Source organism: Streptomyces sp. NPDC005494, from assembly GCF_042872025.1.
In the GTDB taxonomy this organism is placed as follows: Bacteria; Actinomycetota; Actinomycetes; order Streptomycetales; family Streptomycetaceae; genus Streptomyces.
The window spans coordinates 293,198-319,327 of the sequence record NZ_JBIAJR010000003.1; the positions used below are offsets into that span (position 1 = coordinate 293,198).

Consider the following 26,130-nt stretch of genomic DNA (forward strand, 5'->3'; position numbering starts at 1 on the left):
AACCCAGCCCTCCCGGACCCAGCCCTCTCAGACCCAGCCCCGCATCGCCGCGAAGGCGAACAGCAGGCCCAGCGAGAAGAGTCCGAGCACCACGGCGAAGACCGTCGGCATCAGGACCGGCCCCCACGCCCCCGGGCCGGCGACGGTGGCCCGCCGCTCGGGGGCCGCAGGGTCGAAGGAGATCCGCACGGGAGCCCCGACCTCGAATCCGAAGGGGCCTGGGGCATGGTCCGTGAACTCCACCTCGCGGCCGTCCGGGGTGCGGAAGGCGAAGACGTACTCCGTGCGGTAACGGTTCTCCGCCCCGGACCCCCGGTCCACCACGCGCCGATCCGAGCACCGGCCCTCGACGCGCTCGCCGTGCCGGACCAGCCGCAGCACACGGAAGAGGCGGAGACCGGAGCGGACCGCGAACGCGCCGAGGAACGCGCCGAACAGCAGGAGGAAGGTGGCCGTACCACCCGGCAGTACGTCCATGAACGAGGCTCCGGAGCGGTTTACTTGACGGTGATGGAGTCGACGAACGTGTCGAGGTCCTCCGGGCTCAGCGCACCCTTCACCGCGTTGACCCGGATGGCGAACGGTACGTCCTGCGAGTCGACCCCGGCCACCACGACCCCCGTCATCCGGGTCCCCTTCGCCGGTGTCGACTCCTCGCCCGTCGAGGTGAACTCGTAGTCGATGCGGCGTGCTTCGCGGGCGCTCTCCTCGCCGGCGAGCCGCACGTCCTCGGTCGCCTTGCGGGTCGCTCCGAGCCCGATCCCCGCGCCCGCCGCCGCGGCGGCCTCCCCGGCGTCGCTGACACCGGTGGCGAAGTCCAGCTGGACCGAGACCATGCCGGTGCGCAGCCCCTTCTCCTCCTTCAGCGCGACCGCCGCGTTGGCCTCGCTGCGCTCCGAGGCGGGCTGCGGGGCGTACCCCTGGCTCTTCGGGTAGCCGACGGACACGCTCTTCGTGTCGAGCGTGCCCCAGCCGTCGGGGACGGTTCCGGTGTCCGTGCCGCCGCAGCCACCGATCAGGGTCAGCCCGAGGACGGCGACAGCCGCCGCGCCGAACGCCTTCGACTTCTTCAACGTCATCGCCTCTTCGTCGCGTGTGTTCACTGGGCGCAGTAGCTGTACGGGAGGTACGAGCGCTTGTCGCCCTGCGGAGCTCCGAGGAACCGCGCGTCCGTCAGTGTCTCCTTCTTGTGCTCGTCGGAGATCGAGAATCCGAGACTCATGCCCAGGGAGACCTCGAAGCCGAACTCCTGGGCGTCCGTCTCACCGTGGTACTGCATGGTGCTGGACAGGCCGTCCTGGAACATCAGCTGCTCGAAGGGGTCCGTACCCTCCGGCTTCTTGTCCAGAGCGTGATCCCCGAACATGTACTCGAACGGCGCTGTGTTGTTGCCGGATCCGTCGAGCCAGTTCTCGGCGATGGACCGCTTGGCCTCGGTGGCCTCGTCGGTCTCCTTGCCGAAGATGATCGAATTCGTCTGCACCTCGATGCCCGTGTCGCCGGAGGAGTCGGTGACGCTCCCCTTGCCGCCCCGCTTGTCGCCGTCCTTCTTGCCGTTGTCGCCGCCGGCCTCGCCCTTGTCGGACGTCGAGGTCTTCTCCACCGTCTTCGTCATGTCGATCCGGACGATCTTGCCCGTCTTCTGGTCGCGGGTGACCGTGATCGCCCCGGTGTTCGTGTCCTTGGCGCCCGCGGTGCCCCCGAGCGGACCGGCGCTGCCGCTGACCTTGCCCTCGAGTTCGAGCTTGGCGGTGTAGGTGTACGACTCGTTGCCGTTGACGTCGTCCTTGGTGATCGTCACGTCGGGCGAGAACTTGGCCTTGCCGCCGAGCTTGGCGCCGAGCTTGTCCTCGTCACCCGCCTTGATGGAGAGGCCTCCGTCGGCGTACACGTTGAGGCCGATGGTCGAGTAGGAGATCTTCTTGTCGCCGATCTTCTTCTCGATGTCCTCCTTCTTCTCCGCCCACTTCATGCCGGAGTACCAGCCGCCGCCGTAGCCGCCGCTGTGCTTCATCGAGGTCTCCCACATCTTCATCTCCTCGATGTCGTCACGCATCTTCTGCGCGTCGGCCTCGCTCTTGAAGACCCAGGTGTCACCGTTGGTGATCTTGACGCCGCCGCCGATGTCGATGTCCGCCTTCCCCAGGCTGCCGAGCTTGACCCCCGGTGTACTGGCGTTGGCTCCCGCCGACGCGGCGTCGGTGAAGGTCATGTAGACGAGCTTGTCGTTCTCGTCGACCTTCCCGTCCTCGTTCACATCGGTCTTGGCCTGCGCGACCTTCTGCTGGAAGCCGTACTCCTCGCCCCACTCGAACCAGCCGATCTTGACCTTGCCGCCCGCCGTGTCCGAGATGCTGGAGACCTGGCAGAGCTTCGGCTCGTAGTCCGCGTCGGTCTTCGGCTTCGCCGTGCCGTCCCCGCCGGTCGCGCAGCCGCCGCCGTCCCCGGTGAGGGAGGTGATGGCGCAGCGGATACGGTCACCGATCCGGCCCCCGATCCCGGCCATGGCGAGCGCCGCGACGAGCGCGACGACCAGCACGACGACACCGAGGTACTCGGTGGCCGTGGCTCCGCCGTCACGCCAGTTGTACGAGCGTGTGTGTGCCGACGAGGGCCCGGGGCGATCGTCCCTGTCCTCCAGGAGCCGGTCGGCCGCCAGCCCCACGGCCGAGCCCGTGACCATCGCGACCGCGGGCATCACCACGCCCTCGGTGCCCACCACGTCCCAGGCCACGGCATAGCCGTAGACGAGTCCGGCGACGGGGACGGCGAGGGCGCCCAGCAGACGCAGGAAGCCGGATTCCCGCTGCCGGTCGGGAAGGGCGCGGGCGGCGGCGAGGACCGTCAGCACGGTGACGAGGACGCCGGGCAGGTGCAGCAGGACCAGGCGCCAGCCGAAGGTCTCCAGCCGTTCGTCGGTCGCGAGCGTCTCGACGAGCGCCCGCGTCATGAGGAAGCCGGCGACGACGTACACGAGCGCGCCGGCCGCCCAACTGCGGCTCAGCGGGAAGAACCAGCCATCCCCGCCACCGGCGGAACCCGGCGGCACATGGCCCGGGATGCCGCGTCCCCAGTCTCTGCCACCGCTCACGGTTTCACCCTTTCGACGACGCCGGCCCTGTTGCCTCTGGAGGGTGAATGTACGGTCGAGAAACGCCCGTGACCCGGGCCCTCGGCCCCAAACGCGGGCCCAACTCCGCCGTGCGGGAGCCCGGTTCGCCGAGCGTGGCCCTGACGCACCCGGCAGGCGGACGGCACACCGTCGTGGGCCCCCGGACCCAGAGCGGACCTCACGCCACCGCCGAGGGGCGTCCGCCCCGCTCGTCCCTCCAGGTCCGAAGCCGCTGCGGCAGTTGGGCCCAGAGGCCCAAGACACCGGGCAGGCGCGGTCGTTAGCGTGCTGTACATGTCTGGTCCGGGGGTTGTGCGTCGTCGGTTGCGTCGTCGGTTGCGGGGGAGAGTGCCGCGGACGGGGGTGCGGCTGGTCGGGCTGCGCCGGTCGCGTGGGGGTGAGCGCGGCCAGGGTGCGGTCGAGTATCTGGGTCTGGTGCTGGTGGTCGCGGCGATCGTCGGTGCCCTGGTGGCGACGGGGATCGGTGCGGAGCTCACCGAGAAGATCAGCGCCCAGGTGTGCCGGATCGGTGGCGGCGGCGAGTGCGGCGGTAGCGGCGGCGGGGACACGGACGTCCAGGCGGGCGATCCGGCCGGTGAAGGCGACCCGGCTTCGGACGACGGCGCGCCCAAGTCGCAGACCCAGATCGACTACGACGCCGCGTTGAAGGAACTCCAGGACGCGCAGAAGGCCGAGAAGGACAGCTCGGACAAGGCCGTCGAGGCGGCGAAGGAGCTCGCGAAGATCCTGGCCGAGGAGCTGGGGATCACCGACGCCCTGGACTGCATCACCAAGGGCGACATGGGCGCCTGCACCGAGACGCTGATCAACGTGCTGCTGAGCCTGGTCGGGGGTGCGGTCGGGAAGCTCGCGGCGAAGTACGGGGCGCCGTGGAAGTGGAAGAAGGCCGCCGAGCTGATCAAGAAGCTCAAGAAGCACGGTGGTGACCTGTACGACGGTCTGAAGAACCTGATCAAGAACCGTAAGAAGGTCAAGGACGCCGAGAAGAAGCTCGACGACGCCAAGGCGAAGCTCGACGCGGAGAAGAAGGACCCGCCCAAGAAGGACGACAAGCCGCAGACGTGCCCGGTCAGTCACAGCTTCCCGCCCGGTACCCCGGTGCTCGTCGCGGACGGCAGGAGGGTTCCCATCGAGTCCCTGCGGGCCGGGGACACGGTGATCGCCACCGATCCGGAGCGGGGAGTCTCCGCGGTGCGCCGGGTGACGGAGACGTTCACCACCTACGACGACAAGCACTTCACCCGGCTGACCACACCGGCCGGCGGGATCACGGCCACCGACACGCACCCCTTCTGGCTCAACAGCCGGCAGGACTGGGTGGACGCCGGTGACATCGTGACGGGCGAGCGGCTCCGGCTGCCCGACGGCAGGTCGCTCGTGGTGACCGGGGTCTCCCGGTACACGGAGCGGCAGACCACGCACGACCTCTCGGTCAACGGCATCCACGCGTACTACGTCGGCATCGGCTCCGCCGACGCGCTGGTGCACAACAACGACTGCGAGTTCGAGACCGACCCGGACGTCAAGGGACCCGCGGCGGGCAAGAAGCTCAAGCCGCCGCACCCCAGGCACACCGTGGCCGGCGCGAGGAACGGCATGGTCAAGGAGAAGAACACCGTCATCCTCAAGGGCAATGAGGCCGACATCACGAACGACATCAAGGGCATCGCGGAAGGCAAGGGCAAGCTCGTCGACAACGGCAGCGCCTACGAGATCAACGGGCGCAAGTACGGCGTGGAGGAGAACGGCCGGACCTTCCCGATCTCCGGCAAGGGGCTCGTCGAACTCGACAGGAACGAGTACGCGGCGCTCAAGGAGATCGCCAAGGCGGGCGGCAAGACGGATTCACCCGCTTTGACAAGGAACCCGCGCTTTGCCGACCATCCTGAGGTGGTGGAGAAGGCCAAGAAGGTTTACGACGGGACCTATTCATGACCGCGAGCTACACATTCCTGACCGTGCACCGGCCCGCGCCGCACCTCATGGCGCCGGCGCTGGCCGGAGCACTCGGCGTGAAGGCCGCCGACGTGGACGTCGCGGACGAGGACACCGGTCAGGCGGACGACAGGAACTGGGACGCCCCGGTCCTCTGCACGCACCACGCTGTCGCCGGCGACCTGGCGCTCGCCTGGGACGTCTCCGCGTCGCAGGCGGTGGCGGCGCCGCCGGCCGAGGAGGAGGCGGCCCTGCGGCTCGCGGACGCACTCGGTACGACGGTCCTGTACCCCGCGCGGGAGAAGGCCCCTTCGGCCTACTGGGCGGTGGGTCCGGACGGGACGGTCACCCGGGCGCGTCTGCTGGAGGGGGGCGGGGACGAGGAACCTCCGGCGCTCCTGGTGGACGCGGTCGAAGCTCTGATGGACCAGCTTCCGGCGGCCCGGGTCGAGGTGCTGGCCGAGATCCTGCGCGAACAGCGCGTGGAGACGCCGGTCACCGACGCCTACACGGCGGCGAGGGACCCGCACGGCCACGCGCCGGCCCCCGGCACCGTGAACCGGGCGCGCGAGGCACTCCTGCTCTGGGAACGCCTGGTGCGCCGGATCGACGCCGGATGGTCACCGGGCGGGCGCTACACCGCCGAGCTGTACATCGAGGACCTGCGCACCCGCGACCGGCTGGCCGACCTGGCCGCCGTCGCCGGCCCGGAACGGGAGCCGGTCGTCCGGGCCGTGGCCGAGCTCGACGAGGTGTTCCGGCGCGGCACCGAGGACGACTCCGGCGCGCTGCTGGGCCGTCTCACCCGCTCGGGCTCCGCCGTCGCCGAGCGGGGCTGGTGGTGGCACCGGCGCCCGGTGAAGCTGCCGTGGGACGACTGAGACGGGCCGCGCGGGTGGACGGGCGCTGATGACCGCGGACGTACAGCTGGTGAAGGACCTGGTGTCCCGGATCCCCGAGTTCGAGGATCTCTACGAGTCGCACGTGTTCGACGAGAACGGCACCGTGCTGCCGCACGTGTTCTTCTGGGACGTCACACAGGAGACCGTGCAGTCCTACCTCGGCGCCGATGCCGACGCACCCGACTGGCGCCGGACGCTCACGTTCCTGGAAGCACAGAGCGCGCGCGGCGTGCCCGGCATCGACGAGGTGATCGACACCTCGTTCCTGGAGTACCTGCCGTTCCCGGGCGAGCCCGGACACGCGATCGTCGAGGAGCTCGGACCGGTGCTGGCGGCGAAGTTCACCCGGGTCCGGCCCTCCGGGTGACCTGAGAAGGCCCGTTACCCCCGCACGGGCGGCACCGGTTCTGAGGGCGCGGGAGCGGTACGGCGGAAGCGGCCGTCGAGCACCAGGTGCGCCCCCACCCCGAACACCAGCCCCCAGAAAGCCGAGCCGATGCCGAACAGGGTGACGCCGGACGCCGTGGCGAGGAACGTGATCAGGGCCGCCTCCCGGTCCTTCTCCTCCCGCACCGCCCCCGTCAGTCCGCCCGACAGCGCGCCGAGGAGCGCGACCCCGGCCAGGGCGGCGACCAGTTCCTTCGGCAGGCCCGCGAAGAACGCCACCAGCGTCGAGCCGAACGCCCCCACCACCAGGTACACGGCACCGCAGGCGACTCCCGCGACGTAGCGGCGCCGGGGGTCGCGGTGCGCCTCGGGTCCCGTGCAGATCGCGGCGGTGATGGCCGCGAGGTTCACCGCGTGCGAGCCGAAGGGGGCGAGCACCGCCGAGACCAGACCGGTGGAGCCGACCAGCAACCTGTCGTCGGGGCGGTAGCCGGACGCCGTCAGCACGCCGATGCCGGGGGCGTTCTGCGAGGCCAGCGTCGCCAGCGTCAGAGGCACGGCGATCCCGACCAGTGAGGCCACCGAGAAGGCGGGCGTCGTGAACACCGGCTGCACCAGGCCGACATGGTCCAGCCGCACATGAAGCCTCGCGCTCGCCGCGCTGCACACCACACCGGCGGCCAGCGCCAGCAGGACGGCGTACCGGGGGAGCCACCGCTTGCCCAGCAGGTAGGCCAGCAGCACGGATCCGGCGATGACCGGGGTGTGCTCCAGCGAGGTGAACACGTCCGCGCCGAACGAGAAGAGGATGCCGGCGAGCATGGCGGAGACCACCGCGCCAGGCACGAGCCGCATCAGCCGTCCGAAGACCCCGGTCACCCCGATCAGGGCGATCACGACACCGGACACGACGAAGGCGCCGATGACCTCGCCGTACGCGTACGAGCCGATGCTGGTGACCAGGAGCGCGGCACCCGGCGTCGACCAGGCGGTGACGACCGGCATGCGGGTCCGCAGGCTGAGGCCGATGCAGGTCAGCCCGCTGCCGATGGAGATCGCCCAGATCCAGGAACCGGTCTGTCCGGCGTCCAGGTGCCCGGCTCGGGCGGCGGAGAGCACGATGACCAGCGGGCCGGAGTAGGAGACGACGACGGCGACGACACCCGCCAGCACGGCCGACAACGAGAGGTCGCGGACCAGCCGTGGCCGTGGGGCGGGCGCACCGGGCACAGCCCGCTCCGCGCTGTCCTCCGCCGTCGGTACCGATGAACCGGCCATCCGCTGTCGTCCTTCCTCCGCCGCTCACGTCGGCCGTACGCCTCGTACGGCCGCCCGAAACCCTCGCACGAGGTGCCGCACCCGCTCCGCGGGGTCCGGCACCCGAGACGGGACGGCGGCGGCCGTGACGCCCGGGCCGGAAACCGGGCCCGAGCCTGCCGCCCAGGCCGGGTACGGGCCCCGAGTTGGGTCCCTGGGCCCACGACGGGCAGCCGTCCGGAACTTAGCGTCTGCGCAGCAAGTGATCGACGCCCGTCCCGGCGCTCCCCCCACGGCGCCGGGCCGGGCCGCCAACGGAAGGTGGAGCCGCGTGCCCACGGCTGAGCAACTGTCGATGACCGACGAGGAGTCCCGGCTGCTCCAGCTGGGACTGATGGAGTGGTGCGGTCCGGCCCGGTGCACGGAGGAGTTCGCCGTGGCCATGGGCTTCGACAGCGCGCAGGACGTCAGCCGCCGTGGCATGTCGATCCGCAGCGCCCTCGCCGACAAGGAGTCCCTGGACCCCATGGACTGGGCGCGGGCCCTGCTGGCCACCGAGCTCGCCTTCGCCAGCGACGTGGTCGGCTCCGGGTACGAGTGGTCCACCACGACCGGCTGGGCCGACGACGTCACGTTACGGGTCCTGCGCTCGGCGCAGCTGAAACTGATCCGCACCGTCGCCCCGCTGGTGGGCCGGGAACTCGGTACCCGGCCGGCCCCGCAGGTGGAGGTACTGCGGGCGGGCGGAGCGCCGCCTCCCCGCCCGGCTTGGTGACCTGCGGCCCCTCGGGCACATAATCGGCCGCATGCCCGATCAGCACACGCGCTCCCGCCCGCAGGCGCCCGAACCCCGCAGCACCCGGCACCGCGCCGCGGCGCAGCTCGCCGCCGCCGGGCCCGCGCTGGGCGCCTACGCGGCGGTCCGGGCCGTCGGGCTCCTCGTCCTCTGGGTGGCCGCGTCAGCCGCGGGCAAGGACGCTGCGCACCTGCTGGGCGGGCGCTGGGACTCCGTCTGGTACCAGCGGATCGCCGCACACGGCTACGGCCACACCGTCACCCTCCCCGACGGCGGTGTCCATCCCGACCTGGCCTTCTTCCCGCTCCTGCCCGCTCTGGAACGCGGTATCGCCGAGCTCACCCCCCTCACCGTGGAGGGCGCGGGGATCGGCGTCGCCTGGCTCGCGGGGCTCCTCGCCGCCTGGGGGATCTTCGCCGTCGGAGCGAGGCTCCACGGGCGGCGCACCGGGGTGCTGCTGGCGGCGCTGTGGGGGGCGTACCCGACGGCGTTCGTGCAGTCGATGGCCTACACCGAGAGCCTCTTCACCGCACTGGCCGCCTGGTCCCTGTACGCGGTACTCCGGGGCCGCTGGATCGCCGCGGGGGCGCTGTGTGTGCTCGCGGGACTCACGCGTCCCTCGGCCGCGGCGCTCATCGCGGCGCTCGCGGTCACCGCCGCCGCCGTCCTCGCCCGCGAGTACCGGAAGGGCGGCGACAAGGGCCTGCTGCGCCGCCACGCGCGCATGCTGCTGGGTGTCTGCCTGGCACCGCTGGGCTGGCTGGCGTACGTGGTGTACGTCGGCGTGCGGCAGGGCAGTCCCCTCGCCTACTTCGAGGTGCAGGCGCAGTGGGGCAACAGCATCGACGGAGGCAGGGCGCTGGCCGCCTTCGTCATCGGTCTGCCCCTGCCGGCCGCGCTGGGACTGGGCGCGGCCCTGGTGCTCCTGGGGTGGCTGGTCGTCCTGTGTGTACGGCAGCGGCAGCCGCTCCCCGTGCTCGTGTACGGCATCGGGATCGTCGTCGTCTCGCTCATCGGCTCCGGTTACTTCGGCTCACGCCCGCGCCTGATGATGCCCGCCTTCCCGCTGCTCCTGCCGCCGGCCGTGGCGCTCGCGGGGCTGCGTACGACGGCGCGCACCGGCACGGTCGTCGCCGTATCGGCCCTGGCCTCCGCCGCGTACGGGGCATGGACACTGCTGGGGCCGGGACCGCCCTGAGCCGGGTTGGGCCCACGGGCCCACGCGCGCGGGGCATCCCGGTTGTTAGCGTGCGGATCCGGTGCACAGCGGGTCAGGAGCGGTGAGCGATGAAGGTACGGAGCACTGTCGTGGCGGCGAGCGCGCTCGTCCTGTGTCTGGCGGCCACCGGCTGCGGCCCGGACGACAGCGGCGACGACGGGAGCGGCAAGGGGGCCGGCACGTCGGCCGCCGCCTCCCGGACTCCGGATTCCGGCGCCCCCGCCACGACCGGCGCCGCCACCCCGGCGCCCACGCCCAGCAGCAGCGGCAAGACCCTCACCGAGGCCGAGCTCGCCGAGGTGGCCCTCACCACCGGCGAGGTGCCCGGCTACGAGATCGCCCCGCTGGAGGGCACCGACGAACGCGGCACCGAGGAGTCCCAGGACAAGGACTGCCGGCCGATCACCGCGATCATCAACGGTTCGCCCGAACCGGCCCCGGCCGCCACCGTCTTCCGTACGGCGATGGACACGACGGAGGAGGGCGAGGACGACCAGACCGTCGTCACCGAGATCCTCACCTCCCACCCGGCGGGCGGCGCCGAGGAACTGCTGCGCTCGGTCCGCGACGCGGTGCGGGACTGCGCCGACGGGTTCCGGACGACGAGTGCGGACGGGCCTTCGACCTACACGGGCGTCAAGACGCTGCCCGCGCCCGGGGCCGGCCAGGAATCCTTCGCCTACCAGGTGACGGGCAGCCTGGCGGGGGCGAAGGTGCCGCTCGTCTTCCACCTCGTGCGGACCGGCTCCACCGTCGTCACCTTCTACGCGGCCAACTTCCTGACGGCGGCCACCCCGGAGGTCCCGGCCGCGCTCGTCACGGCACAGGCGGCGAAACTTCCGTGACGGACGCGGAGACCCGCACCCGGGTCCCCGGCCGCAGACCCCACCGCTCCATCTCCCCGGCCCCGGACTCCACCACATGGCGGGCGCGGAGCCTGGGCAGCCCGAGGCGGCCCGGCTTCATCGTGCGGACCGCCAGCACGTTGAACTTCCGGTCCAGGTACGCCACATCGATGGTGAACCGCATCCGGAAGGTGTGCACGCTCCCGGCCGGCGTGAGCAGGAGCGCCCCCTCGACGCCGTCCACGCCGAGCAGCCCACGCGTCCGCGCCCGGTAGGAGGCGGCGATCCGCAGCGGCACCTCCCGCACGTCCGCATCCGTCCCGACCGTCAGTGTTCCGCTTCCGTCACGCCATTTCCCCATGGGAACCGACCGTAGACCCCCCGGCCCTCCTGTGGGTCCTGAACGGCCCTGAGTGGGCCCCAGGGCCCAAGACCGCGCCCCACGGGCCGGATTAGGGTCGGCGCCGTGGACGCCACCCTCATCGCGGCAGCCGTGCTCTGGGGCGCCGCCGCCGGACTGCTGCTCCCGCGCGCCGCCTACCGCTTCTCCGTGGAGACCGGCGAGCCCTGGAGGGACGCCTGTCCGGCCGGGCACACGTTCACCGGGCCCCTGCGTGGCTGGCTCGGCACGGCCCGGTGCGCGGCCTGCGCCGTGGCCGTCCCCGCGCTGCCGGGCGCCCCGGCACCGGACACCCCGGCGGGCGGCGCCTCGGCACCGGACACCCCGGCGGGCGGCGCCCCGGCGCTCCCGCCGCCTGCCCGGCGGCGCGGCTACGCCCCGGGCATCCTCGTCCCGGTCGTCACCGTGCTCGCCTGCGCGGCCCTCGCCGCCGCCACCGGTAGCCGTCCCGAGGTGGTCGTCTGGCTGCTGCTCGCGCCCGTCGCCGTACTCCTCGCCGTCGTCGACCGCCGGGTGCACCGGCTGCCCGACCCGCTGACGCTGCCCCTGGCGGGTGCGGCCACCGTCCTCCTGGGGTGCGCCGCGCTGCTGCCCGAACACGGCGGGTCCTGGAGCTCGGCGGTGCTCGGCGGGGCGGCGCTCGGAGGCTTCTACTTCCTGCTCTTCCTGATCAACCCCACCGGGATGGGCTTCGGTGACGTGAAGCTCGCCCTCGCGCTCGGCGTGGCACTCGGCTGGTACGGCTGGGCGGTGCTGTGCGCGGGCGGATTCGCGGGCTTCCTCTTCGGCGCGCTGTACGGGGCGGGGCTGATGCTGCTGCGCCGGGCCGGCCGCAAGACCGGTATCCCGTTCGGCCCCTTCATGATCGCCGGTGCGCTCGTCGGTCTGCTGTTCGGAGGCCTCGCCGCCTGAGCCTCACCGGGCGCACGGACGTACGGACGTACGGGATATGCGGTCGCGCGGGGTGACGGAAGGCTGACACCCTTCCCGTATGACTGGACCGTCCGGACCCCGCGTCCCCTCCTCGCAGGATTCCGCACTCGCCGCGCCCGCCGCACCCCGCTCCCAGGGCGACTGCTTCGACGCCCTCGTCGCGGAGGCCGGGGCCGTCTCCGTCGACGGCTGGGACTTCTCGTGGCTCGACGGCCGGGCAACCGAGGAGCGGCCGTCCTGGGGCTACGCACAGGCCATGGCGGGCCGTATGGCGCGGGCCCGCGCCGCCCTCGACATCGACACCGGCGGCGGCGAGGTCCTCGCCTCCGCGCCCGTGCTTCCCGCACTGACCGTGGCCACCGAGTCCTGGCCGCCGAACATCGCCCGCGCCACCGCGCTGCTCCACCCGCGCGGCGCAGCGGTCGTCGCGGTGGGGGAGGAGCCGCCCCTGCCCTTCGGGGACCGCGCCTTCGACCTGGTCGTCAGCCGCCATCCGGTGACGACCTGGTGGGAGGAGATCGCCCGGGTGCTGGCGCCGGGAGGCGTCTACTTCTCCCAGCAGGTCGGCCCTGCCAGCGTGTTCGAGCTCGTCGAGTACTTCCTGGGCCCCCGCACCGCGCAGGAGCGTGGGGCACGGGACCCGCGCCGGGCCCGGGAGGCGGCGGAGGCGGCCGGGCTGGAGGTGACGGATCTGCGCGCCGAGCGACTGCGTATGGAGTTCCGCGACATCGGCGCCGTCGTCTACTTCCTGCGCAAGGTCATCTGGATGGTGCCGGGATTCACGGTCGCCGGCTACCTGCCGCAACTGCGGTCCCTGCACCGCCGGATCGAGACGGAAGGTCCGTTCGTCGCGCACAGCTCGCGGTTCCTGATCGAGGCGCGCAAACCGGAGAAGGCCCCAACGCCCCTACCCTGAAGGCGGATTCACAGGAGCCGGATGCAACGGCATCCCCTGCCCCTCCGTCCTACCCATGAGTAGTGCGACCCTGGTGGTTGAGCGCACAACGAAGGAGCAGGTCATGTCGGTGGGAAGGGAAATGCCGGGCGACGAGATCAGCCCGCCGGTGGGCCGTCCGCGCCACGGGAAGGCCGACTGGCTCACGGGTGCGCGGATCATCGCCGTCCAGGGGCTGTTCTACCGGCCGGAGGGCCGTGCGGGGGAGCCGGAAGCCGTCGAATTCGTGCTGGACGGCGGGCAGTCGGTCCTGCTGACGTGTGCGTCCGACCACACGCTGAGCATCACCTCCGGAGCCTGGCCCGGCCTCCCCGACTGGTGCGTGCCGGCCGGCCAGTGGCAGTTCGAGCAGCTGGACCGCCTGCCCCCGCCGCCGTACGGCGGGGCGTGGACCGTCATCGGCACGCAGGAGCGGCGTGACGAGCACGGCGAGGTGCGCGAGGCGGTGATCCGCTGCGAGAACGGCGACTTCGTCGTCAACGGCGGGGACACCGTGGGGATCCGCTTCCTGCGCGGCTGAGTCGCAGGGGCCGGCACTCCCGCGCCCACCGCCGCCTTCACCACCGCCGTGCCCTCAGTGCCTCGGCCTGCTCCGGCGCCACCGGGGTTCTCGGGGAGCCTGCCCGCCATTCGGGCTCGTGTCCGAGGCGTCTTCGTGTCTTTCGGGCCCGGTCCGTCATGGAACCGGATCCAGGACACCTACAGGACGGAATCTGTCCTCCACGCGGGGTGGGGGTGTGCCCGCAGCGCATTCCGGCGAACTCGGAGAGTAGTTGTTTCGTGGCGTGGCACGCAGCATCACTTACGAAGGGTTATGGTGGAAACCCCCCCTCGGGCCGGTCCGTAACCCCCCCCACGGACCGGCCCGTTTTTTGTGCCCGGGGTGTGCGGCGGTTGTGCGGGCCATGTGCCGCCCGCCCCCGGTGACCCCGCGGCGTGGGGCCCCGGGCGGCCCGGCCCGCCCGCCTCAGCCCCGGTTGGCCCAGATGTTGGTGCTCGCGGTGTCCACGGCGAAGGTGTCGATCTCCTTCAGCTCGGCGGCGGTCAGCGCGGGGGCGGCCAGCGCCGCCACGTTCTCCTCCAGCTGCCGCACGCTCGACGCGCCGATCAGCGCGGACGTCATCCGGCTGTCCCGCAGGACCCAGTTGAGCGCCAGCTGGGCGAGTGACTGGCCCCGCCCCCGGGCGATGTCGTTCAGCCCGCGCAGCCGGCGCACCATCTCGTCGGACAGCAGCCCCGGGTCCAGCGACTTGCCCTGACTGGCGCGGGACCCCTCAGGAATGCCCGCCAGGTACTTGTCCGTGAGCAGGCCCTGGGCGAGGGGCGCGAAGGAGATGCAGCCCATGCCGGCGGACTCCAGCGCGTCGAGCAGCCCGTCGGACTCCACCCAGCGGTTGACCATCGAATAGGACGGCTGGTGGATGAGGGCGGGGACGCCCATCTCCCGGAGGATGCGGGCCGCCTCGGTGGTCTGCGCGGCGTTGTAGGAGGAGACGCCCGCGTAGAGCGCCTTGCCCTGGCTCACGGCGGAGGCGAGCGCCCCCATCGTCTCCTCGAGCGGGGTCGAGGGGTCGAAGCGGTGGGAGTAGAAGATGTCGACGTGGTCGAGGCCCATCCGCCGCAGCGAGGCGTCGAGGGAGGACAGCAGGTACTTGCGGGACCCCCACTCCCCGTACGGGCCGGGGTGCATCCGGTAGCCCGCCTTGGTCGAGACGACGATCTCGTCCCGGTAGGGGGCGAAGTCCTGGCGGAAGAGCTTGCCGAAGTTCAGCTCGGCCGAGCCGGGCGGCGGGCCGTAGTTGTTCGCCAGGTCGAAGTGGGTCACACCCAGGTCGAAGGCGCGACGCAGGATCGCCCGCTGGGAGCCGAGGGCGCGGTCGTCGCCGAAGTTGTGCCAGAGGCCCAGCGAGACGGCCGGCAGCTTGAGCCCGCTGCGGCCGGTGCGGCGGTACTCCATGGACTCGTAGCGCGACGCGTCGGGGAGGTAGGAGAGGGAATCAGTCACGTTTCACTCCTTATCACGGACTTGTGACAGGCCGGGTTGGGCCCCCGTGACCCGTCCGCAGTAATGTGGCCGCTTCGGGACCTGCCGGTCCGCGGCGCGTGAAAGCGGTGCGCGAACCGCGCGGCGGTCCCCCGGGGGGCGGCCCCGGACCCCCGGCGAGGGGGAGGGCGGGCCTTCGGCCCGTACGGAACCGAGAGGGTGAACTCAGTGAACTTGCGCGACCTGGTGTACGGGCTCTACGCACGCCGGGTGGAAGGCCGCCTGGATCACGCTCAGGTGCCCAAGCACATCGGAGTCATCCTCGACGGCAACCGGCGGTGGGCGAAGGCGTCCGGCGGCTCGGCCGTGGAGGGACACCAGGCCGGGGCCGACAAGATCTCCGAGCTGCTCGGCTGGTGCAGCGAGACGGACGTCGAGGTCGTCACCCTGTGGCTGCTGTCCACGGACAACTTCGACCGCCCGGAAGCCGAGCTCATCCCGCTGCTCGGCATCATCGAGAACACGGTGCGCCAGCTGGCCGCCGACGGGCGCTGGCGGGTCCACCACGTGGGCACGCTCGACCTGCTGCCCGCGCGGACCCAGACCGTCCTCAAGGAGGCGGAGGAGGCCACCGCCGGTGTCGACGGGATAATCGTCAACGTCGCCGTCGGCTACGGCGGACGCCAGGAGATCGCGGACGCGGTCCGCTCGCTGCTCCTGGAGCACTCGGCCAAGGGCACGACCTTCGAGGAGCTCGCGGAGGTCGTCTCCACGGACCTGATCTCCGAGCACCTCTACACCCGCGGGCAGCCCGATCCGGACCTGGTGATCCGTACCAGCGGCGAGCAGCGGCTGTCGGGCTTCATGCTCTGGCAGAGCGCCCATTCGGAGTACTACTTCTGCGAGGTCTTCTGGCCGGCCTTCCGTAAGGTCGACTTCCTTCGCGCCCTGCGCGACTACGCGGCGCGGCACCGGCGCTACGGGGCCTGACGGCACCGCCCCGCAGCCGTCCGGAACCGCAGGACGGAGGAGGACCGGGAGACCGGCCCGGCACACCTTGTCGCAGGCCGGGGCATGGCTTCGCGTGTTCGAGGGAATACAGCTCTCAGGTCGACGTCCGGTCAGTAACCAGGCGGACGTCGCAACCAAGTGAGCGGCACCCAGCCCGCTCGCCCGGGAGGCCCTTTGCACACGAAGGACCGCACGACACGCGGCCGACGCGGAGGGCCGGAGTTCGGCCCGCGCTCGGGGTCCGAACCCGGTCCGTCCTCTCCCTTCGGGAAGTTCCGCGACGTCCGTCGGACTCCCCGACCTCGTCCGAGGGGGTACGTCCTTCCGTGGTGACCAGCACCAAGCGCCGCATGCCCGACCGGCGCACCTATGTTCTCGACACCAGCGTCCTGCTGGCCGACCCCAACGCCATGGCCCGCTTCGACGAGCACGAAGTAGTGCTGCCGATCGTCGTGGTCACGGAGCTGGAGGCCAAGCGGCACCACCCGGAACTCGGATACTTCGCCCGTCAGGCCCTGCGCCTGCTGGACGACTTCCGCGTCCGGTACGGCCGGCTGGACGCCCCGATCCCGCTCGGGGACCTGGGCGGTTCGCTCCGTGTCGAGCTCAACCATTCCGACCCCGGCGTACTGCCCGCCGGCTACCGGTTGGGGGACAACGACTCACGGATTCTCGCGGTCGCGCGCAATCTCCAGGCCGAGGGGTACGACGTCACCGTCGTCTCCAAGGACCTGCCGCTCCGGATCAAGGCGTCCTCGGTCGGTCTCCTCGCCGAGGAGTACCGCGCCGAACTCGCCATCACCGACTCCGGCTGGACCGGGATGTCGGAGCTCTCCCTCGCGGCCGAACAGGTGGACCTCCTCTTCAGCGAGGAGACCCTGTACGTCCCCGAGGCCGCCGAGTTCCCCGTGCACACCGGACTGGTCCTCCAGTCCGAGCGCGGCAAGGCGCTCGGCAGGGTCACGGCCGAGGGCAACGTGCGTCTCGTGCGGGGCGACCGGGAGGCCTTCGGCATCCACGGCCGCAGCGCCGAGCAGCGCATCGCGCTCGATCTGCTCCTCGACCCGGATGTCGGGATCGTGTCCATGGGCGGCCGGGCGGGCACCGGGAAGTCGGCCCTCGCACTCTGCGCCGGACTGGAGGCCGTGCTGGAGCGCCGCCAGCACAAGAAGGTGATGGTCTTCCGGCCGTTGTACGCGGTCGGCGGGCAGGAGCTCGGCTATCTCCCCGGCAGCGAGGCCGAGAAGATGAGCCCCTGGGCGCAGGCGGTCTTCGACACGCTGTCGGCGGTCGCCGGACGCGAGGTCATCGAAGAGGTGCTGGGACGCGGGATGCTGGAGGTCCTGCCGCTCACCCACATCCGGGGCCGCTCGCTCCACGACGCGTTCGTGATCGTGGACGAGGCGCAGTCCCTGGAGCGGAACGTCCTGCTGACCGTGTTGTCCCGGATCGGGGCGAATTCGCGCGTCGTGCTCACCCATGACGTGGCGCAGCGGGACAACCTCAGGGTCGGCCGGTACGACGGAGTGGTCGCCGTGGTCGAGAAGCTGAAGGGGCATCCGCTCTTCGCGCACGTCACGCTCACCCGTTCGGAGCGTTCGCAGATCGCCGCACTCGTGACCGAAATGCTGGAGGACGGCCACATCTGACCCCGAACATCCCATAGATGCCGCCCGGCGAGCCAAGGAGCTTAGCCGGGCGGCATTGTGTTGCGCCGTCATTTCCGAAAAAGTTGTGCGCCAAACGGGGTGTGAGCTTTCACACGCAACACAGAATTGCAACAGGCCGTGTCCGTCCGGCAGAGTCTTGCTTCCGTCAGGCCCCGCATACGGCACTTGGGCACCTCCGAAGGCGCCCCGCACCACACAACTCAACAATCGCCGTCCGTATGCCGCCCGCGAGCACCACGCGGCGCTTCCGCAAGGAAGCCGCCCACCGGGCCCGTGCCTCCCGTGACCCATGCAGTAGGGAGGCCAGTGTCAGGGGCACGATTGCGCCCGCGAGGTCACCTAAGCGGGCGATGCTGGAAGGACACCGTGTGAGCCGGATCTCGGTCCGGGGGTTCGCCGTGGCATCAGCCACCGCGGTCACCACCGTAGGCGCCGTCGTAGGCGTTGCGTCGGGCAGCGCTCCCGCTGCCGACGACAACAACTTCGAGGCGGCCGCAGCCGACACCACGCTGCTCGCAGACATCCCCGCGGGCCAGCAGGCCCAGGTGCAGACCGCTTCGCTGACGCAGCAGGCCGATGCCCAGGCATCCGCGGCCGACGCGGCGGCGAAGAAGTCGGCCGAGGAGACGGCCCGCATCCAGGCCGCCAAGGACGCCAAGTCGAAGAAGCAGGCGGCCGAGGACAAGCTGGAGGCGCAGCGCGAGGCCAAGGAAGAGGCCGAGCGCGCGAGCCGGTCCTCCGTCCGCGACGCCTCCTCGTTCTCGGCGCAGAGCTCCTACAGCGTCGCCGAGGTCCAGGCCATGGCCCGTGCCATGATGCCGGCCGACCAGTTCCAGTGCTTCAGCAACATCGTGGAGCGCGAGTCGGGCTGGAACTACAAGGCGACCAACCCGTCCTCCGGTGCCTACGGCATCATGCAGGCGCTGCCCGGCTCCAAGATGGCGTCGGCGGGTGCGGACTGGCAGACCAACCCGGCCACCCAGATCAAGTGGGGCCTCAGCTACATGAACAGCGACCGCTACGGCAGCCCGTGCGCCGCCTGGTCGTTCTGGCAGGCCAACCACTGGTACTAGGACCCCGCGAGGTCCAGCTCTCAACTCCGGCAAGCCCCGCACCGTCTCGTACGGTGCGGGGTTTCCCGCGTGTACGGTCGAACCCGGAGCTCCGGGGGCGTGCGGGGAGCGGATGGGGGAAGGAAAAGATCCATGTCAAAACTTCCGGGGTGGCTCGGTCGGCTGGGCGCCGAACTCACCGAGATCGGGGCGCGCCTGGAAGAACGCCGCGCCGAGGACGAGCGCCGCGCCGACGCCGACGCGGCGAAGGACGCGTCCTCGTCGACGCTGTCCACCGTCGTCGCCGAGCGGGTGCCGGCCCCGCCCTCCTACGCCCCTGCCGTCGCCGCGCGGCCCGAACCGGTGGCCGCGATCCCCTGGGGGATGCGCGTCGCCGCAGAGGCCGGATGGCGGCTGCTGGTCCTGGCGGGCACGCTCTGGGTGCTGATGCGGATCATCAGCGCCGTACAGCTGGTCGTCCTCGCCTTCGCCGCCGCGATGCTGGTGACGGCGATGCTCCAGCCGACGGTCGTACGGCTGAAGCGACTCGGACTGCCGCGCGGTCTGGCGACCGCGGTCACGGCGGTGCTCGGATTCGTCGTCATGGGCCTGGTCGGCTGGTTCGTCGTATGGCAGGTGATGGACAACCTGGACACGCTCTCCGACCGGGTCCGTGACGGCATCGACGAGCTGAAGCGCTGGCTCCTGGACAGCCCGTTCCATGTCACCGAGTCGCAGATCAACGACATCGCGAAGAACCTCAGCGACACCATCGGCACGAACACCGAGGAGATCACCTCCGCCGGGCTCCAGGGCGTCACCGTCATGGTGGAGGTGCTCACCGGCCTGCTGCTGGCGATGTTCTCGACGCTCTTCCTGCTGTACGACGGGAAGCGGATCTGGCAGTGGGTGCTCAAGCTGGTGCCCTCGCAGGCCCGTCCCGGCGTCGCGGGCGCCGGACCGCGCGCCTGGCGGACGCTGACCGCCTATGTGCGGGGCACGGTGATCGTCGCCCTGATCGACGCGATCTTCATCGGGCTGGGGATCTACTTCCTCGACGTGCCGATGGCGGTCCCGCTCGCCGTGTTCATCTTCCTCTTCGCCTTCATCCCGCTGGTCGGCGCCGTGATCTCGGGCGCGCTCGCCGTGGTCGTCGCGCTCGTCACCCAGGGCGTGTTCACCGCGCTGATGGTGCTGATCGTCGTGCTCGCGGTGCAGCAGATCGAGGGCCACATCCTCCAGCCGTTCATCCTCGGCCGCGCGGTGCGCGTCCATCCGCTGGCCGTCGTGCTCTCCGTCGCCGCGGGCGGCATGGTGGCGGGCATCGGGGGCGCGGTGGTCGCCGTACCGCTGGTCGCGGTGACCAACACGGTGGTCGGCTATCTGCGTTCGTACGGGCAGGACCCGGCCGTGCTCGACGGGCCCGGGCCGCACGGGGCCACGGCGCTCTCGGCGATGCCGCCGAAGGAGCCGCCCGCCTCCCGGCCCCACCCCACGGGCGGTTCCGGTTCCGGTCCCGTCGCGGAGGACGAGGGCGGCGCCGACGGCGGTACCGGGGCGGCCTCGCAGGACGACGGGAAGCTGTAGGGCCCGGGGAGCAGGCGGGGCGGCCGGCCGTACCCGCAGCGGGCGGCTGAGCGATACGGCGTGCGATGACACAGCTCGGTGCGGCCCGGACCGTGCCCGCTTCCCGCCCGCGCACGGGCCGGACGCGTCCGGCCCCGCGCCCCGCTTCCCCTCACCGGGCGGACATGAAAGAAGGGCCCCGGGGACGGTCGGTCGTCCTCGGGGCCCTTCTCGTACAAAGGTACTGCGGGTCACTGCTCGGCGACCACGGCCTCTGCTTCGAGGGTCACGCCGACCGCCTGGATCACCGAAGCGATCTTGACGGCTTCCTGGATGGTCTCACGGTCGACGCCGGCCTTGCGCAGCACCTGCTCGTGCGAGTCCAGGCACTGGCCGCAGCCGTTGATCGCGGAGACGGCCAGCGACCACAGCTCGAAGTCGACCTTCTCCACGCCCGGCTTGCCGATGACGTTCATCCGCAGGCCGGCACGGAGGTTCCCGTACTCGGGGTCCGACAGCAGGTGCCGGGTGCGGTAGAAGACGTTGTTCATCGCCATGATCGCCGCGGCCGACTTCGCCGCGGTGTACGCCTCGGCGGAGAGGTTGGCCTTGGCCTCCGGCTCCAGCTCGCGCAGCACCTTCGGCGAGCGCGAGGCGATCGCACAGGCCAGGACGGTGCCCCACAGCTGCTGCTGGGGGAGTTCGCTGTTGCCGATGACCGAGCCGAGGTTCAGCTTCAGGTCCTTGGCGAAGTCCGGTATGGCGGACTTCAGTTCGTCGAGTGCCATGTCGTATCAGCTCACTCGCCGGAGAGGAGGGCGACCGGGTCGAGAGTGTTCTCGCCCTTGGTCCAGTTGCAGGGGCACAGCTCGTCGGTCTGCAGGGCGTCGAGGACCCGCAGGACCTCCTTGGGGTTACGGCCCACGGAACCGGCGGTCACCATCGTGAACTGGATCTCGTTGTTCTGGTCGACGATGAAGACGGCGCGCTGGGCGAAGCCGTCCTCGCCCTCGATGCCGAGGTCACGCATGAGCTCGTGCTTCGAGTCGGCCAGCATCGGGAAGGGCAGGTCGGTCAGGTCCGGGTGGTCCTTGCGCCAGGCGTGGTGCACGAACTCGGAGTCACCGGAGAAGCCGAGGATCTGCGCGTCGCGGTCGGCGAACTCGTCGTTCAGCTTGCCGAAGGCGGCGATCTCGGTGGGGCACACGAAGGTGAAGTCCTTCGGCCACGCGAAGACGATCTTCCACTGACCCTCGTAGGTCTTGTGGTTGATCTGCTCGAACTCCTTGCCGCTCTCCAGCGACACGCAAGCGGTCAGGTCGAACTCGGGGAACTTGTCACCGACAGTGAGCACGCGCACTCCTTGCTGCGTAGGAAATCCCCTTTTGAGGGCGTTCCTGGGGGTTGGACTGCCCCCACCTTGGCACACAGTGCATTGATCACGGAAATAGCTACACTTGGTCCGGATGATCGGAGGTGCCTATCAGTGGCGTATGTAAATCAGGCTATTAGGGTCAAGCAGCCCAGCCTCTCGCAGCTGCGCGCCTTCGCGGCCGTGGCGGAACATCTGCACTTCCGGGACGCGGCGGCGGCAATCGGGATGAGTCAGCCGGCGCTTTCGGGGGCGGTGTCCGCGCTGGAGGTGGCACTGGGTGTCCAGCTCATCGAGCGTACGACGCGCAAGGTGCTGCTCACACCCGCCGGGGAGCGGCTCGCGGTGCGGAGCCGGGCGGTGCTGGAGGCGCTCGGCGAGCTGATGGAGGAGGCCGAGGCGGTGCGCGCGCCGTTCACCGGGGTACTCAGGCTCGGCGTGATCCCGACGGTCGCGCCGTACCTGCTTCCGGCCGTGCTCAGGCTCGTCCACGAGCGCTATCCCGAGCTGGACCTCCAGGTCCACGAGGAGCAGACCTCCTCGCTGCTGGACGGGCTCGCGGCCGGGCGGCTCGATCTGCTGCTGCTCGCCGTGCCGCTCGGCGTGCCCGGGGTCACGGAACTTCCCCTGTTCGACGAGGACTTCGTGCTCGTCATGGAGAAGGAGCACCGCCTCGCCGGAGCCACCGGCCTGCCGCGCGAGACGCTGCGTGATCTGCCGCTGCTGCTGCTCGACGAAGGGCACTGCCTCCGCGACCAGGCGCTGGACATCTGCCGTGAGGCGGGACGCACCCAGGGCGCCCCGGTGACGACGACCGCCGCCGGGCTCTCGACGCTGGTGCAGCTGGTCGCGGGCGGGCTCGGGGTGACGCTCCTGCCGCGTACGGCGGTGACGGTGGAGACCGGGCGCAACGAGGCGCTGTCCACCGGGTACTTCACTGATCCCGCGCCCTCCCGGCGGGTGGCCCTGGCCGTGCGGACGGGCTCGGCGCGGCACGAGGAGTTCGAGGAGCTTGCGGCCGCACTGCGCGGTGCGATGGGGACACTGCCGGTACGGATCCCCGGCGAGGGGTGAATGCGCCCCCGGCGCACTCACCCCTCGGGTGTCACCCGGCCCCTCCGGGGGTCACTCCGTACGCAGACCGTCCGGACGCATCAGACGCCACAGCAGCGGCAGCGAGAGCAGGGTCACGAGCACGATGAGTGCCCCGCCCGCGCCCGCCATCGGCAGGAACAGCCACCACTGGGTCACCGTCTTGTCCAGCATCCAGGTCATGACGGCACCGAGTCCGAGACCGCCCGCGATCGCGACCAGGAGGCCGGCGGTCACCGGTACGGCGGTCTGCCAGAGCACCGACCAGCAGAGGGTGACGCGCCTCGTGCCGAAGGCGACCAGGACCGACAGAAGTCGCTTGCGCTCCCGCAGTTGTTCCAGCTGGGAGATCAGCATCGAGGAGGCGATGAGCAGCAGCGTGGCCACCGCGCCGAACCGCAGGCCCGTCTGCACGCTGGCGTACCGAAGGTCGCGCTCCGTCGAGGCCAAAGTGGTGACCCGCATCCCCGGGTCGATCCGGGCAGCCGTGTTCCGTACGTACTCGGAGACGTCCTCCACGCCCTCGTCGACCTTGATCTGCGCGATCGTCTGGGCGCTCGGCAGGGTGCGGGGGTCGATGGCGCCGACGGTCGCCATGATGCCCCAGTGCTCCTCGCCGATCGGGTCGCGGCTCGCCGTGACCGTCGGCGTGTCTGCCGGCAGGGTCCAGAGCACCGACTTCGCACCTGGCAGCCAGTCGAGGGAGGCGTTGAGTTCGATCTGCTCGCCCTTGCGCGCGGTCTCGTCGACCCAGTCGCTCATCTCCTTGTCGCCGCGGGGGTGGACGACAAAGCTGTCGCCCTCCGCGCAGGAGCGGATCTCGGCGAGCTCCTTCAGGGTGGCGCAGTCGCCGATGGTGAGGGAGGTGGTGGGCGTGACCTCGTCCTCCTTGTACGTCCCCGGCTTGGTCACGTACGTCTCGACCGTGCCGATGACGCGCTCCACTCCCTCGGTCGCCCGGAACTCCTCGATGGTCCGGGCGGCGGCGTCCCCGGTGACCTTCTCCGAGAAGGTGTGGAACTGGGCGCGCGAGGGGTCCTGGCCCGTCATCGACTCGAACTCGTCGCCGACCGCCGCGAACAGCATCTGGAGGGCCACCGCGCCGGCGACGGCGACGGTGATCCCGCTGACGGCCCGGGACGCCGCTCCACTGTTCAACTGGAGCCGGCGCACCGCCAGCTGCCAGGCCGGTGCACCACCGCGCAGTCGGCTGACACCGGCCTCGATCAGCCAGGGCAGCAGCAGTGCGAGCCCGAACAGGACGAGTACGGCGCCGGCCGCGATCGGGTACGGGTCGACAGATGCGTCCTCCTCGACCTTGCCGGTCAGCCCCAGGACGGCCAGGCCCAGGGCCGGTACCAGCAGTCGCCACCAGAGGCGGCGTCGGCGGCGGCCCGTGTGGCGCATGACGCCCAGCGGCTCGACGGCCACCGAGCGCATGGCGACCAGTGTGACGAGCACGGCGGACAGCGGCACCGCCACGGCGATGAGCGCCGCCTGCCAGAGGGCGGGCGTGAGGTCGGAGGGGAACGCGCTGTGGTTCCAGAGCTCGATGTGGCCGATGAACCTGCGGCCCACCAGGAAGAACACCAGCCCGGTCAGCAGGCCGAGCAGCGAGCCGAACAGCGCTTCGCCCGCCGCGATCCGACGGGTCGTCCGGATGTCGGTGCCGACCAGGCGCAGGGCGGCCAGCCGGCGGTCGCGGCGGTCGCCGCCGAACCGCACGGCGGTGGCGATGAAGATCGCGACCGGCGACAGCAGCACGACGCAGATCAGGATGACGAGGACGACCAGGACGGGCGTGAGCGGCTCGGCGGGAGTGTCGTCGCCGTAACCGGCCAGCCGGTGGCCGCCGGTGGCGGGGGTCAGCGAATCGCTGCCCACGTAGAAGTACAGCTCGTGCGGCGAGCGCAGGCCTGGGTCGGCGATCGTCGAGGTGACCCGGTACGGCAGCCGCTCCTTGAGCAGGGCGCCCTCGGGCGAGGCCAACAGCTCGCGGAGGGCGGGGGAGGCCGCCATCTCACCGGGTCCGGGGAAGGCGTCGACCCCGGGCGGGACGACCGGGTGCGCCCCCTCCGCGCGCATCAGGAAGCCTCCGATGCCGACGCCGCGGTACTCCGTCGCCGCGTTGATCCGCAGGACCGTGCTGTCCGTCTTCGGGACGTCGGCGTTGCGTGACGCCGAGACCTCCTCACGTGCCTGGTCACGCGCGGAGCGCTCGGTGAGCAGATGCGGCACGGACGCGGCGGCCAGCAGCAGGGCCACCCCCAGCCCCACCCCGACGGCGGTCAGCGCGGTCCGGGCCCAGCCCTCCCGCCCGCCCCCTGCGGCGAAGCGTATGCCGAGGCCGAGGTCACGCAGCCAGGTCATACGGCGTACTCCAGATCACGGCAGCGGCCGTCACGCACGACGACGTCGCGGTCCGAGTAGGCGGCGACGCGCGCCTCGTGGGTCACCAGGACGACGGCGGTCCCGGCCGTGCGGGCGGACTCGGTGAGCAGTTCCATGACCCGCTCGCCGTTGATGGAGTCCAGCGCTCCCGTCGGCTCGTCGGCGAAGACGACCTTGGGGGTGGCGACCAGGGCGCGGGCCACGGCGACGCGCTGGCCCTGGCCGCCGGACACCTCGCCGGGGCGCTTGGCGGCGACGTCGTCGACCTCCAGACGCGCCATCCACTCCAGGGCGGTGCTTTCGGCCTCCCTCCGCTTGGCGCCGTTGAGGCGGAGCGGCAGGGCGACGTTCTCGACACAGGTCAGCTCGGGCACGAGCTGACCGAACTGGAAGACGAAGCCGAAGTCCGTGCGCCGCAGGGCACTGCGCCCGGCGTCGGACATGGCGGACAGTTCGCGTCCGCCGTAGGTCACGGTGCCCGTGTCGGGGGTGACGATCCCCGCCAGGCAGTGCAGCAGGGTCGACTTGCCCGAACCGGACGGGCCCATGACGGCGACGACCTCGCCGGGGTGGACGGAGAACGAGGCGCCGTCGAGCGCAGGGGTCGAGCCGTAGGCCTTGTGCAGGTCCTGGGCGACGAGGAGGGAGCCGGCGGGAGTCACGGGGCGACCACCTCGGCGAGCTTGTCCAGCCGCGCGGCGGTCAGTTCCAGCCAGCGCAGGTCGGCTTCGAGGTGGAAGAGGGCGTGGTCGCAGATCAGCTGGTCGGCTAGGTCGCCCTTGCGCTTGCGGTCCGTGAGGATGCGCATCAGGCGCAGGTGCTCGGACCGCTGGGCGTCCAGCAGATCGGCGGCGCTGCGGCCGGTGAGCAGGGCCAGGACGACCTTCGTGTACAGGGTCGACTGGAGGTACGGCTCGGGCTTCTCCGGCTGTGCGAGCCAGCTGGAGACATCGGTGATGCCCGCGTCGGTGATGGCGTAGCGCTTGCGCTCCGGCCCGCCGTCGGTCTCGACCCCGTCGACCTCGACGAGCCCGTTCTTGAGCAGACGCGACATGGTCGCGTAGACCTGGCCGTAGTGCAGGGGCCGGTCCTGCCCGAACTTCTCGTCGAAGGCGCGCTTGAGGTCGTAACCGTGGCGGGGACCGGACTCCAGGAGTCCGAGGAGTGTGTGACCGATTGACATGAGGCGCACTGTACACGGTGTGTATACCTGGCATGTATACGAGTGCG

General features: G+C 71.2%; 25 protein-coding genes. 14 read left to right on the plus strand and 11 right to left on the minus strand.

Translation table 11 applies throughout. The annotated features are described in order from the left end of the window. Positions 1–27 precede the first annotated feature (27 nt). From ACFYQ6_RS11295 to ACFYQ6_RS11305, 3 genes are read right to left on the minus strand one after another with little or no spacing between them, the layout of a single operon-like run. Entirely contained in the window at positions 28–477 is a 450-nt protein-coding gene (locus ACFYQ6_RS11295; RefSeq protein ID WP_361579949.1) for a DUF3592 domain-containing protein, read from the minus strand. Between the two features lie 20 nt (positions 478–497). Further along, entirely contained in the window at positions 498–1,079 is a 582-nt protein-coding gene (locus tag ACFYQ6_RS11300; protein WP_361580158.1) for a hypothetical protein, read from the minus strand. Between the two features lie 20 nt (positions 1,080–1,099). Beyond that, the gene (locus ACFYQ6_RS11305) at positions 1,100–3,091 is read right to left on the minus strand and encodes a hypothetical protein (protein WP_361579951.1); all 1,992 of its coding nucleotides are present in this window, start codon (positions 3,089–3,091) and stop codon (positions 1,100–1,102) included. Between the two features lie 369 nt (positions 3,092–3,460). Here ACFYQ6_RS11305 and ACFYQ6_RS11310 point away from each other — a divergent pair, with 369 nt between their 5' ends. Genes ACFYQ6_RS11310 through ACFYQ6_RS11320 form a run of 3 tightly spaced genes read left to right on the plus strand, consistent with a single transcriptional unit; the run spans position 3,461 to position 6,337 of the window. Next, on the plus strand, positions 3,461–5,068 hold the full coding sequence (locus ACFYQ6_RS11310) for a polymorphic toxin-type HINT domain-containing protein (RefSeq protein ID WP_388762568.1): 1,608 nt from the start codon (positions 3,461–3,463) through the stop codon (positions 5,066–5,068). Beyond that, positions 5,065–5,949 carry a hypothetical protein gene (locus tag ACFYQ6_RS11315; RefSeq protein ID WP_388762570.1) on the plus strand — a complete coding sequence of 295 codons (885 nt, stop codon included), beginning with the start codon at positions 5,065–5,067 and terminating at the stop codon, positions 5,947–5,949. Before ACFYQ6_RS11310 ends, ACFYQ6_RS11315 begins: the two co-directional genes overlap by 4 nt. Before the next feature lie 28 nt (positions 5,950–5,977). Then, complete coding sequence (locus tag ACFYQ6_RS11320) at positions 5,978–6,337, plus strand: hypothetical protein (protein ID WP_361579956.1); 360 nt, start codon at positions 5,978–5,980, stop codon at positions 6,335–6,337. Positions 6,338–6,351: 14 nt separating this feature from the next. On the opposite strand, the gene ACFYQ6_RS11325 is transcribed toward ACFYQ6_RS11320, so the two are convergent. Continuing rightward, positions 6,352–7,635, minus strand: a complete 1,284-nt coding sequence (locus ACFYQ6_RS11325) for a benzoate/H(+) symporter BenE family transporter (protein ID WP_361579958.1) — start codon at positions 7,633–7,635, stop codon at positions 6,352–6,354. A 310-nt stretch (positions 7,636–7,945) separates the two neighbouring features. Between ACFYQ6_RS11325 and ACFYQ6_RS11330 the strand changes: the two genes are divergently transcribed. The 3 genes from ACFYQ6_RS11330 (at position 7,946) to ACFYQ6_RS11340 (ending at position 10,474) form a co-directional block, all read left to right on the plus strand. After that, on the plus strand, positions 7,946–8,389 hold the full coding sequence (locus ACFYQ6_RS11330) for a hypothetical protein (RefSeq protein ID WP_361579960.1): 444 nt from the start codon (positions 7,946–7,948) through the stop codon (positions 8,387–8,389). 31 nt (positions 8,390–8,420) lie between these two features. After that, a complete protein-coding gene (locus ACFYQ6_RS11335; protein ID WP_361579962.1) occupies positions 8,421–9,608 on the plus strand; it encodes a hypothetical protein in 1,188 nt (395 codons plus the stop codon). An 89-nt stretch (positions 9,609–9,697) separates the two neighbouring features. Continuing rightward, positions 9,698–10,474 (plus strand): hypothetical protein, encoded by a 777-nt coding sequence (locus ACFYQ6_RS11340; protein ID WP_361579964.1) that lies wholly within the window; start codon positions 9,698–9,700, stop codon positions 10,472–10,474. On the opposite strand, the gene ACFYQ6_RS11345 is transcribed toward ACFYQ6_RS11340, so the two are convergent. Next, a complete protein-coding gene (locus ACFYQ6_RS11345; protein ID WP_361579965.1) occupies positions 10,446–10,835 on the minus strand; it encodes a DUF192 domain-containing protein in 390 nt (129 codons plus the stop codon). The two genes, ACFYQ6_RS11340 and ACFYQ6_RS11345, sit on opposite strands and share 29 nt — an antisense overlap. A gap of 105 nt (positions 10,836–10,940) precedes the next feature. On the opposite strand from ACFYQ6_RS11345, the gene ACFYQ6_RS11350 reads away from it, so the two are divergent. The 3 genes from ACFYQ6_RS11350 to ACFYQ6_RS11360 all read left to right on the plus strand — a co-directional run bounded on the left by ACFYQ6_RS11350 (position 10,941) and on the right by ACFYQ6_RS11360 (position 13,282). Next, positions 10,941–11,786, plus strand: a complete 846-nt coding sequence (locus tag ACFYQ6_RS11350; protein WP_361579967.1) for an A24 family peptidase — start codon at positions 10,941–10,943, stop codon at positions 11,784–11,786. Between the two features lie 79 nt (positions 11,787–11,865). Further along, positions 11,866–12,723, plus strand: a complete 858-nt coding sequence (locus ACFYQ6_RS11355) for a class I SAM-dependent methyltransferase (protein WP_388762576.1) — start codon at positions 11,866–11,868, stop codon at positions 12,721–12,723. Positions 12,724–12,826: 103 nt separating this feature from the next. Beyond that, entirely contained in the window at positions 12,827–13,282 is a 456-nt protein-coding gene (locus tag ACFYQ6_RS11360) for a hypothetical protein (RefSeq protein WP_388762579.1), read from the plus strand. A 447-nt stretch (positions 13,283–13,729) separates the two neighbouring features. Here the strand turns inward: ACFYQ6_RS11360 and mgrA are convergent, their stop codons facing one another. Further along, a complete protein-coding gene (gene mgrA / locus ACFYQ6_RS11365; RefSeq protein WP_388762582.1) occupies positions 13,730–14,767 on the minus strand; it encodes an L-glyceraldehyde 3-phosphate reductase in 1,038 nt (345 codons plus the stop codon). A gap of 207 nt (positions 14,768–14,974) precedes the next feature. On the opposite strand from mgrA, the gene ACFYQ6_RS11370 reads away from it, so the two are divergent. The 4 genes from ACFYQ6_RS11370 to ACFYQ6_RS11385 all read left to right on the plus strand — a co-directional run bounded on the left by ACFYQ6_RS11370 (position 14,975) and on the right by ACFYQ6_RS11385 (position 20,066). Beyond that, a complete protein-coding gene (locus ACFYQ6_RS11370; RefSeq protein ID WP_356738758.1) occupies positions 14,975–15,736 on the plus strand; it encodes an isoprenyl transferase in 762 nt (253 codons plus the stop codon). Between the two features lie 347 nt (positions 15,737–16,083). Then, a complete protein-coding gene (locus ACFYQ6_RS11375) occupies positions 16,084–17,406 on the plus strand; it encodes a PhoH family protein (RefSeq protein ID WP_361579975.1) in 1,323 nt (440 codons plus the stop codon). Between the two features lie 389 nt (positions 17,407–17,795). Then, positions 17,796–18,500, plus strand: a complete 705-nt coding sequence (locus ACFYQ6_RS11380; RefSeq protein WP_361579977.1) for a transglycosylase SLT domain-containing protein — start codon at positions 17,796–17,798, stop codon at positions 18,498–18,500. A 132-nt stretch (positions 18,501–18,632) separates the two neighbouring features. Then, positions 18,633–20,066 (plus strand): AI-2E family transporter, encoded by a 1,434-nt coding sequence (locus tag ACFYQ6_RS11385; RefSeq protein ID WP_388762586.1) that lies wholly within the window; start codon positions 18,633–18,635, stop codon positions 20,064–20,066. A gap of 230 nt (positions 20,067–20,296) precedes the next feature. Here ACFYQ6_RS11385 and ACFYQ6_RS11390 read toward each other — a convergent pair whose 3' ends face one another. Beyond that, positions 20,297–20,833: an alkyl hydroperoxide reductase gene (locus ACFYQ6_RS11390; RefSeq protein WP_388762589.1), complete on the minus strand. Its 537-nt coding sequence runs from the start codon at positions 20,831–20,833 to the stop codon at positions 20,297–20,299. Between the two features lie 11 nt (positions 20,834–20,844). After that, positions 20,845–21,399 carry a peroxiredoxin gene (locus tag ACFYQ6_RS11395; protein ID WP_018100933.1) on the minus strand — a complete coding sequence of 185 codons (555 nt, stop codon included), beginning with the start codon at positions 21,397–21,399 and terminating at the stop codon, positions 20,845–20,847. Positions 21,400–21,531: 132 nt separating this feature from the next. Between ACFYQ6_RS11395 and ACFYQ6_RS11400 the strand changes: the two genes are divergently transcribed. Continuing rightward, the gene (locus ACFYQ6_RS11400; RefSeq protein ID WP_388762592.1) at positions 21,532–22,491 is read left to right on the plus strand and encodes a LysR substrate-binding domain-containing protein; all 960 of its coding nucleotides are present in this window, start codon (positions 21,532–21,534) and stop codon (positions 22,489–22,491) included. Between the two features lie 51 nt (positions 22,492–22,542). On the opposite strand, the gene ACFYQ6_RS11405 is transcribed toward ACFYQ6_RS11400, so the two are convergent. The 3 genes from ACFYQ6_RS11405 to ACFYQ6_RS11415 are packed head-to-tail and all read right to left on the minus strand — an operon-like array spanning position 22,543 to position 26,083. After that, positions 22,543–24,879 (minus strand): ABC transporter permease, encoded by a 2,337-nt coding sequence (locus ACFYQ6_RS11405; protein WP_388762595.1) that lies wholly within the window; start codon positions 24,877–24,879, stop codon positions 22,543–22,545. Beyond that, the gene (locus tag ACFYQ6_RS11410) at positions 24,876–25,562 is read right to left on the minus strand and encodes an ABC transporter ATP-binding protein (RefSeq protein ID WP_388762598.1); all 687 of its coding nucleotides are present in this window, start codon (positions 25,560–25,562) and stop codon (positions 24,876–24,878) included. Before ACFYQ6_RS11410 ends, ACFYQ6_RS11405 begins: the two co-directional genes overlap by 4 nt. Next, the gene (locus tag ACFYQ6_RS11415) at positions 25,559–26,083 is read right to left on the minus strand and encodes a PadR family transcriptional regulator (RefSeq protein WP_388762600.1); all 525 of its coding nucleotides are present in this window, start codon (positions 26,081–26,083) and stop codon (positions 25,559–25,561) included. Before ACFYQ6_RS11415 ends, ACFYQ6_RS11410 begins: the two co-directional genes overlap by 4 nt. Positions 26,084–26,130: the final 47 nt, after the last annotated feature.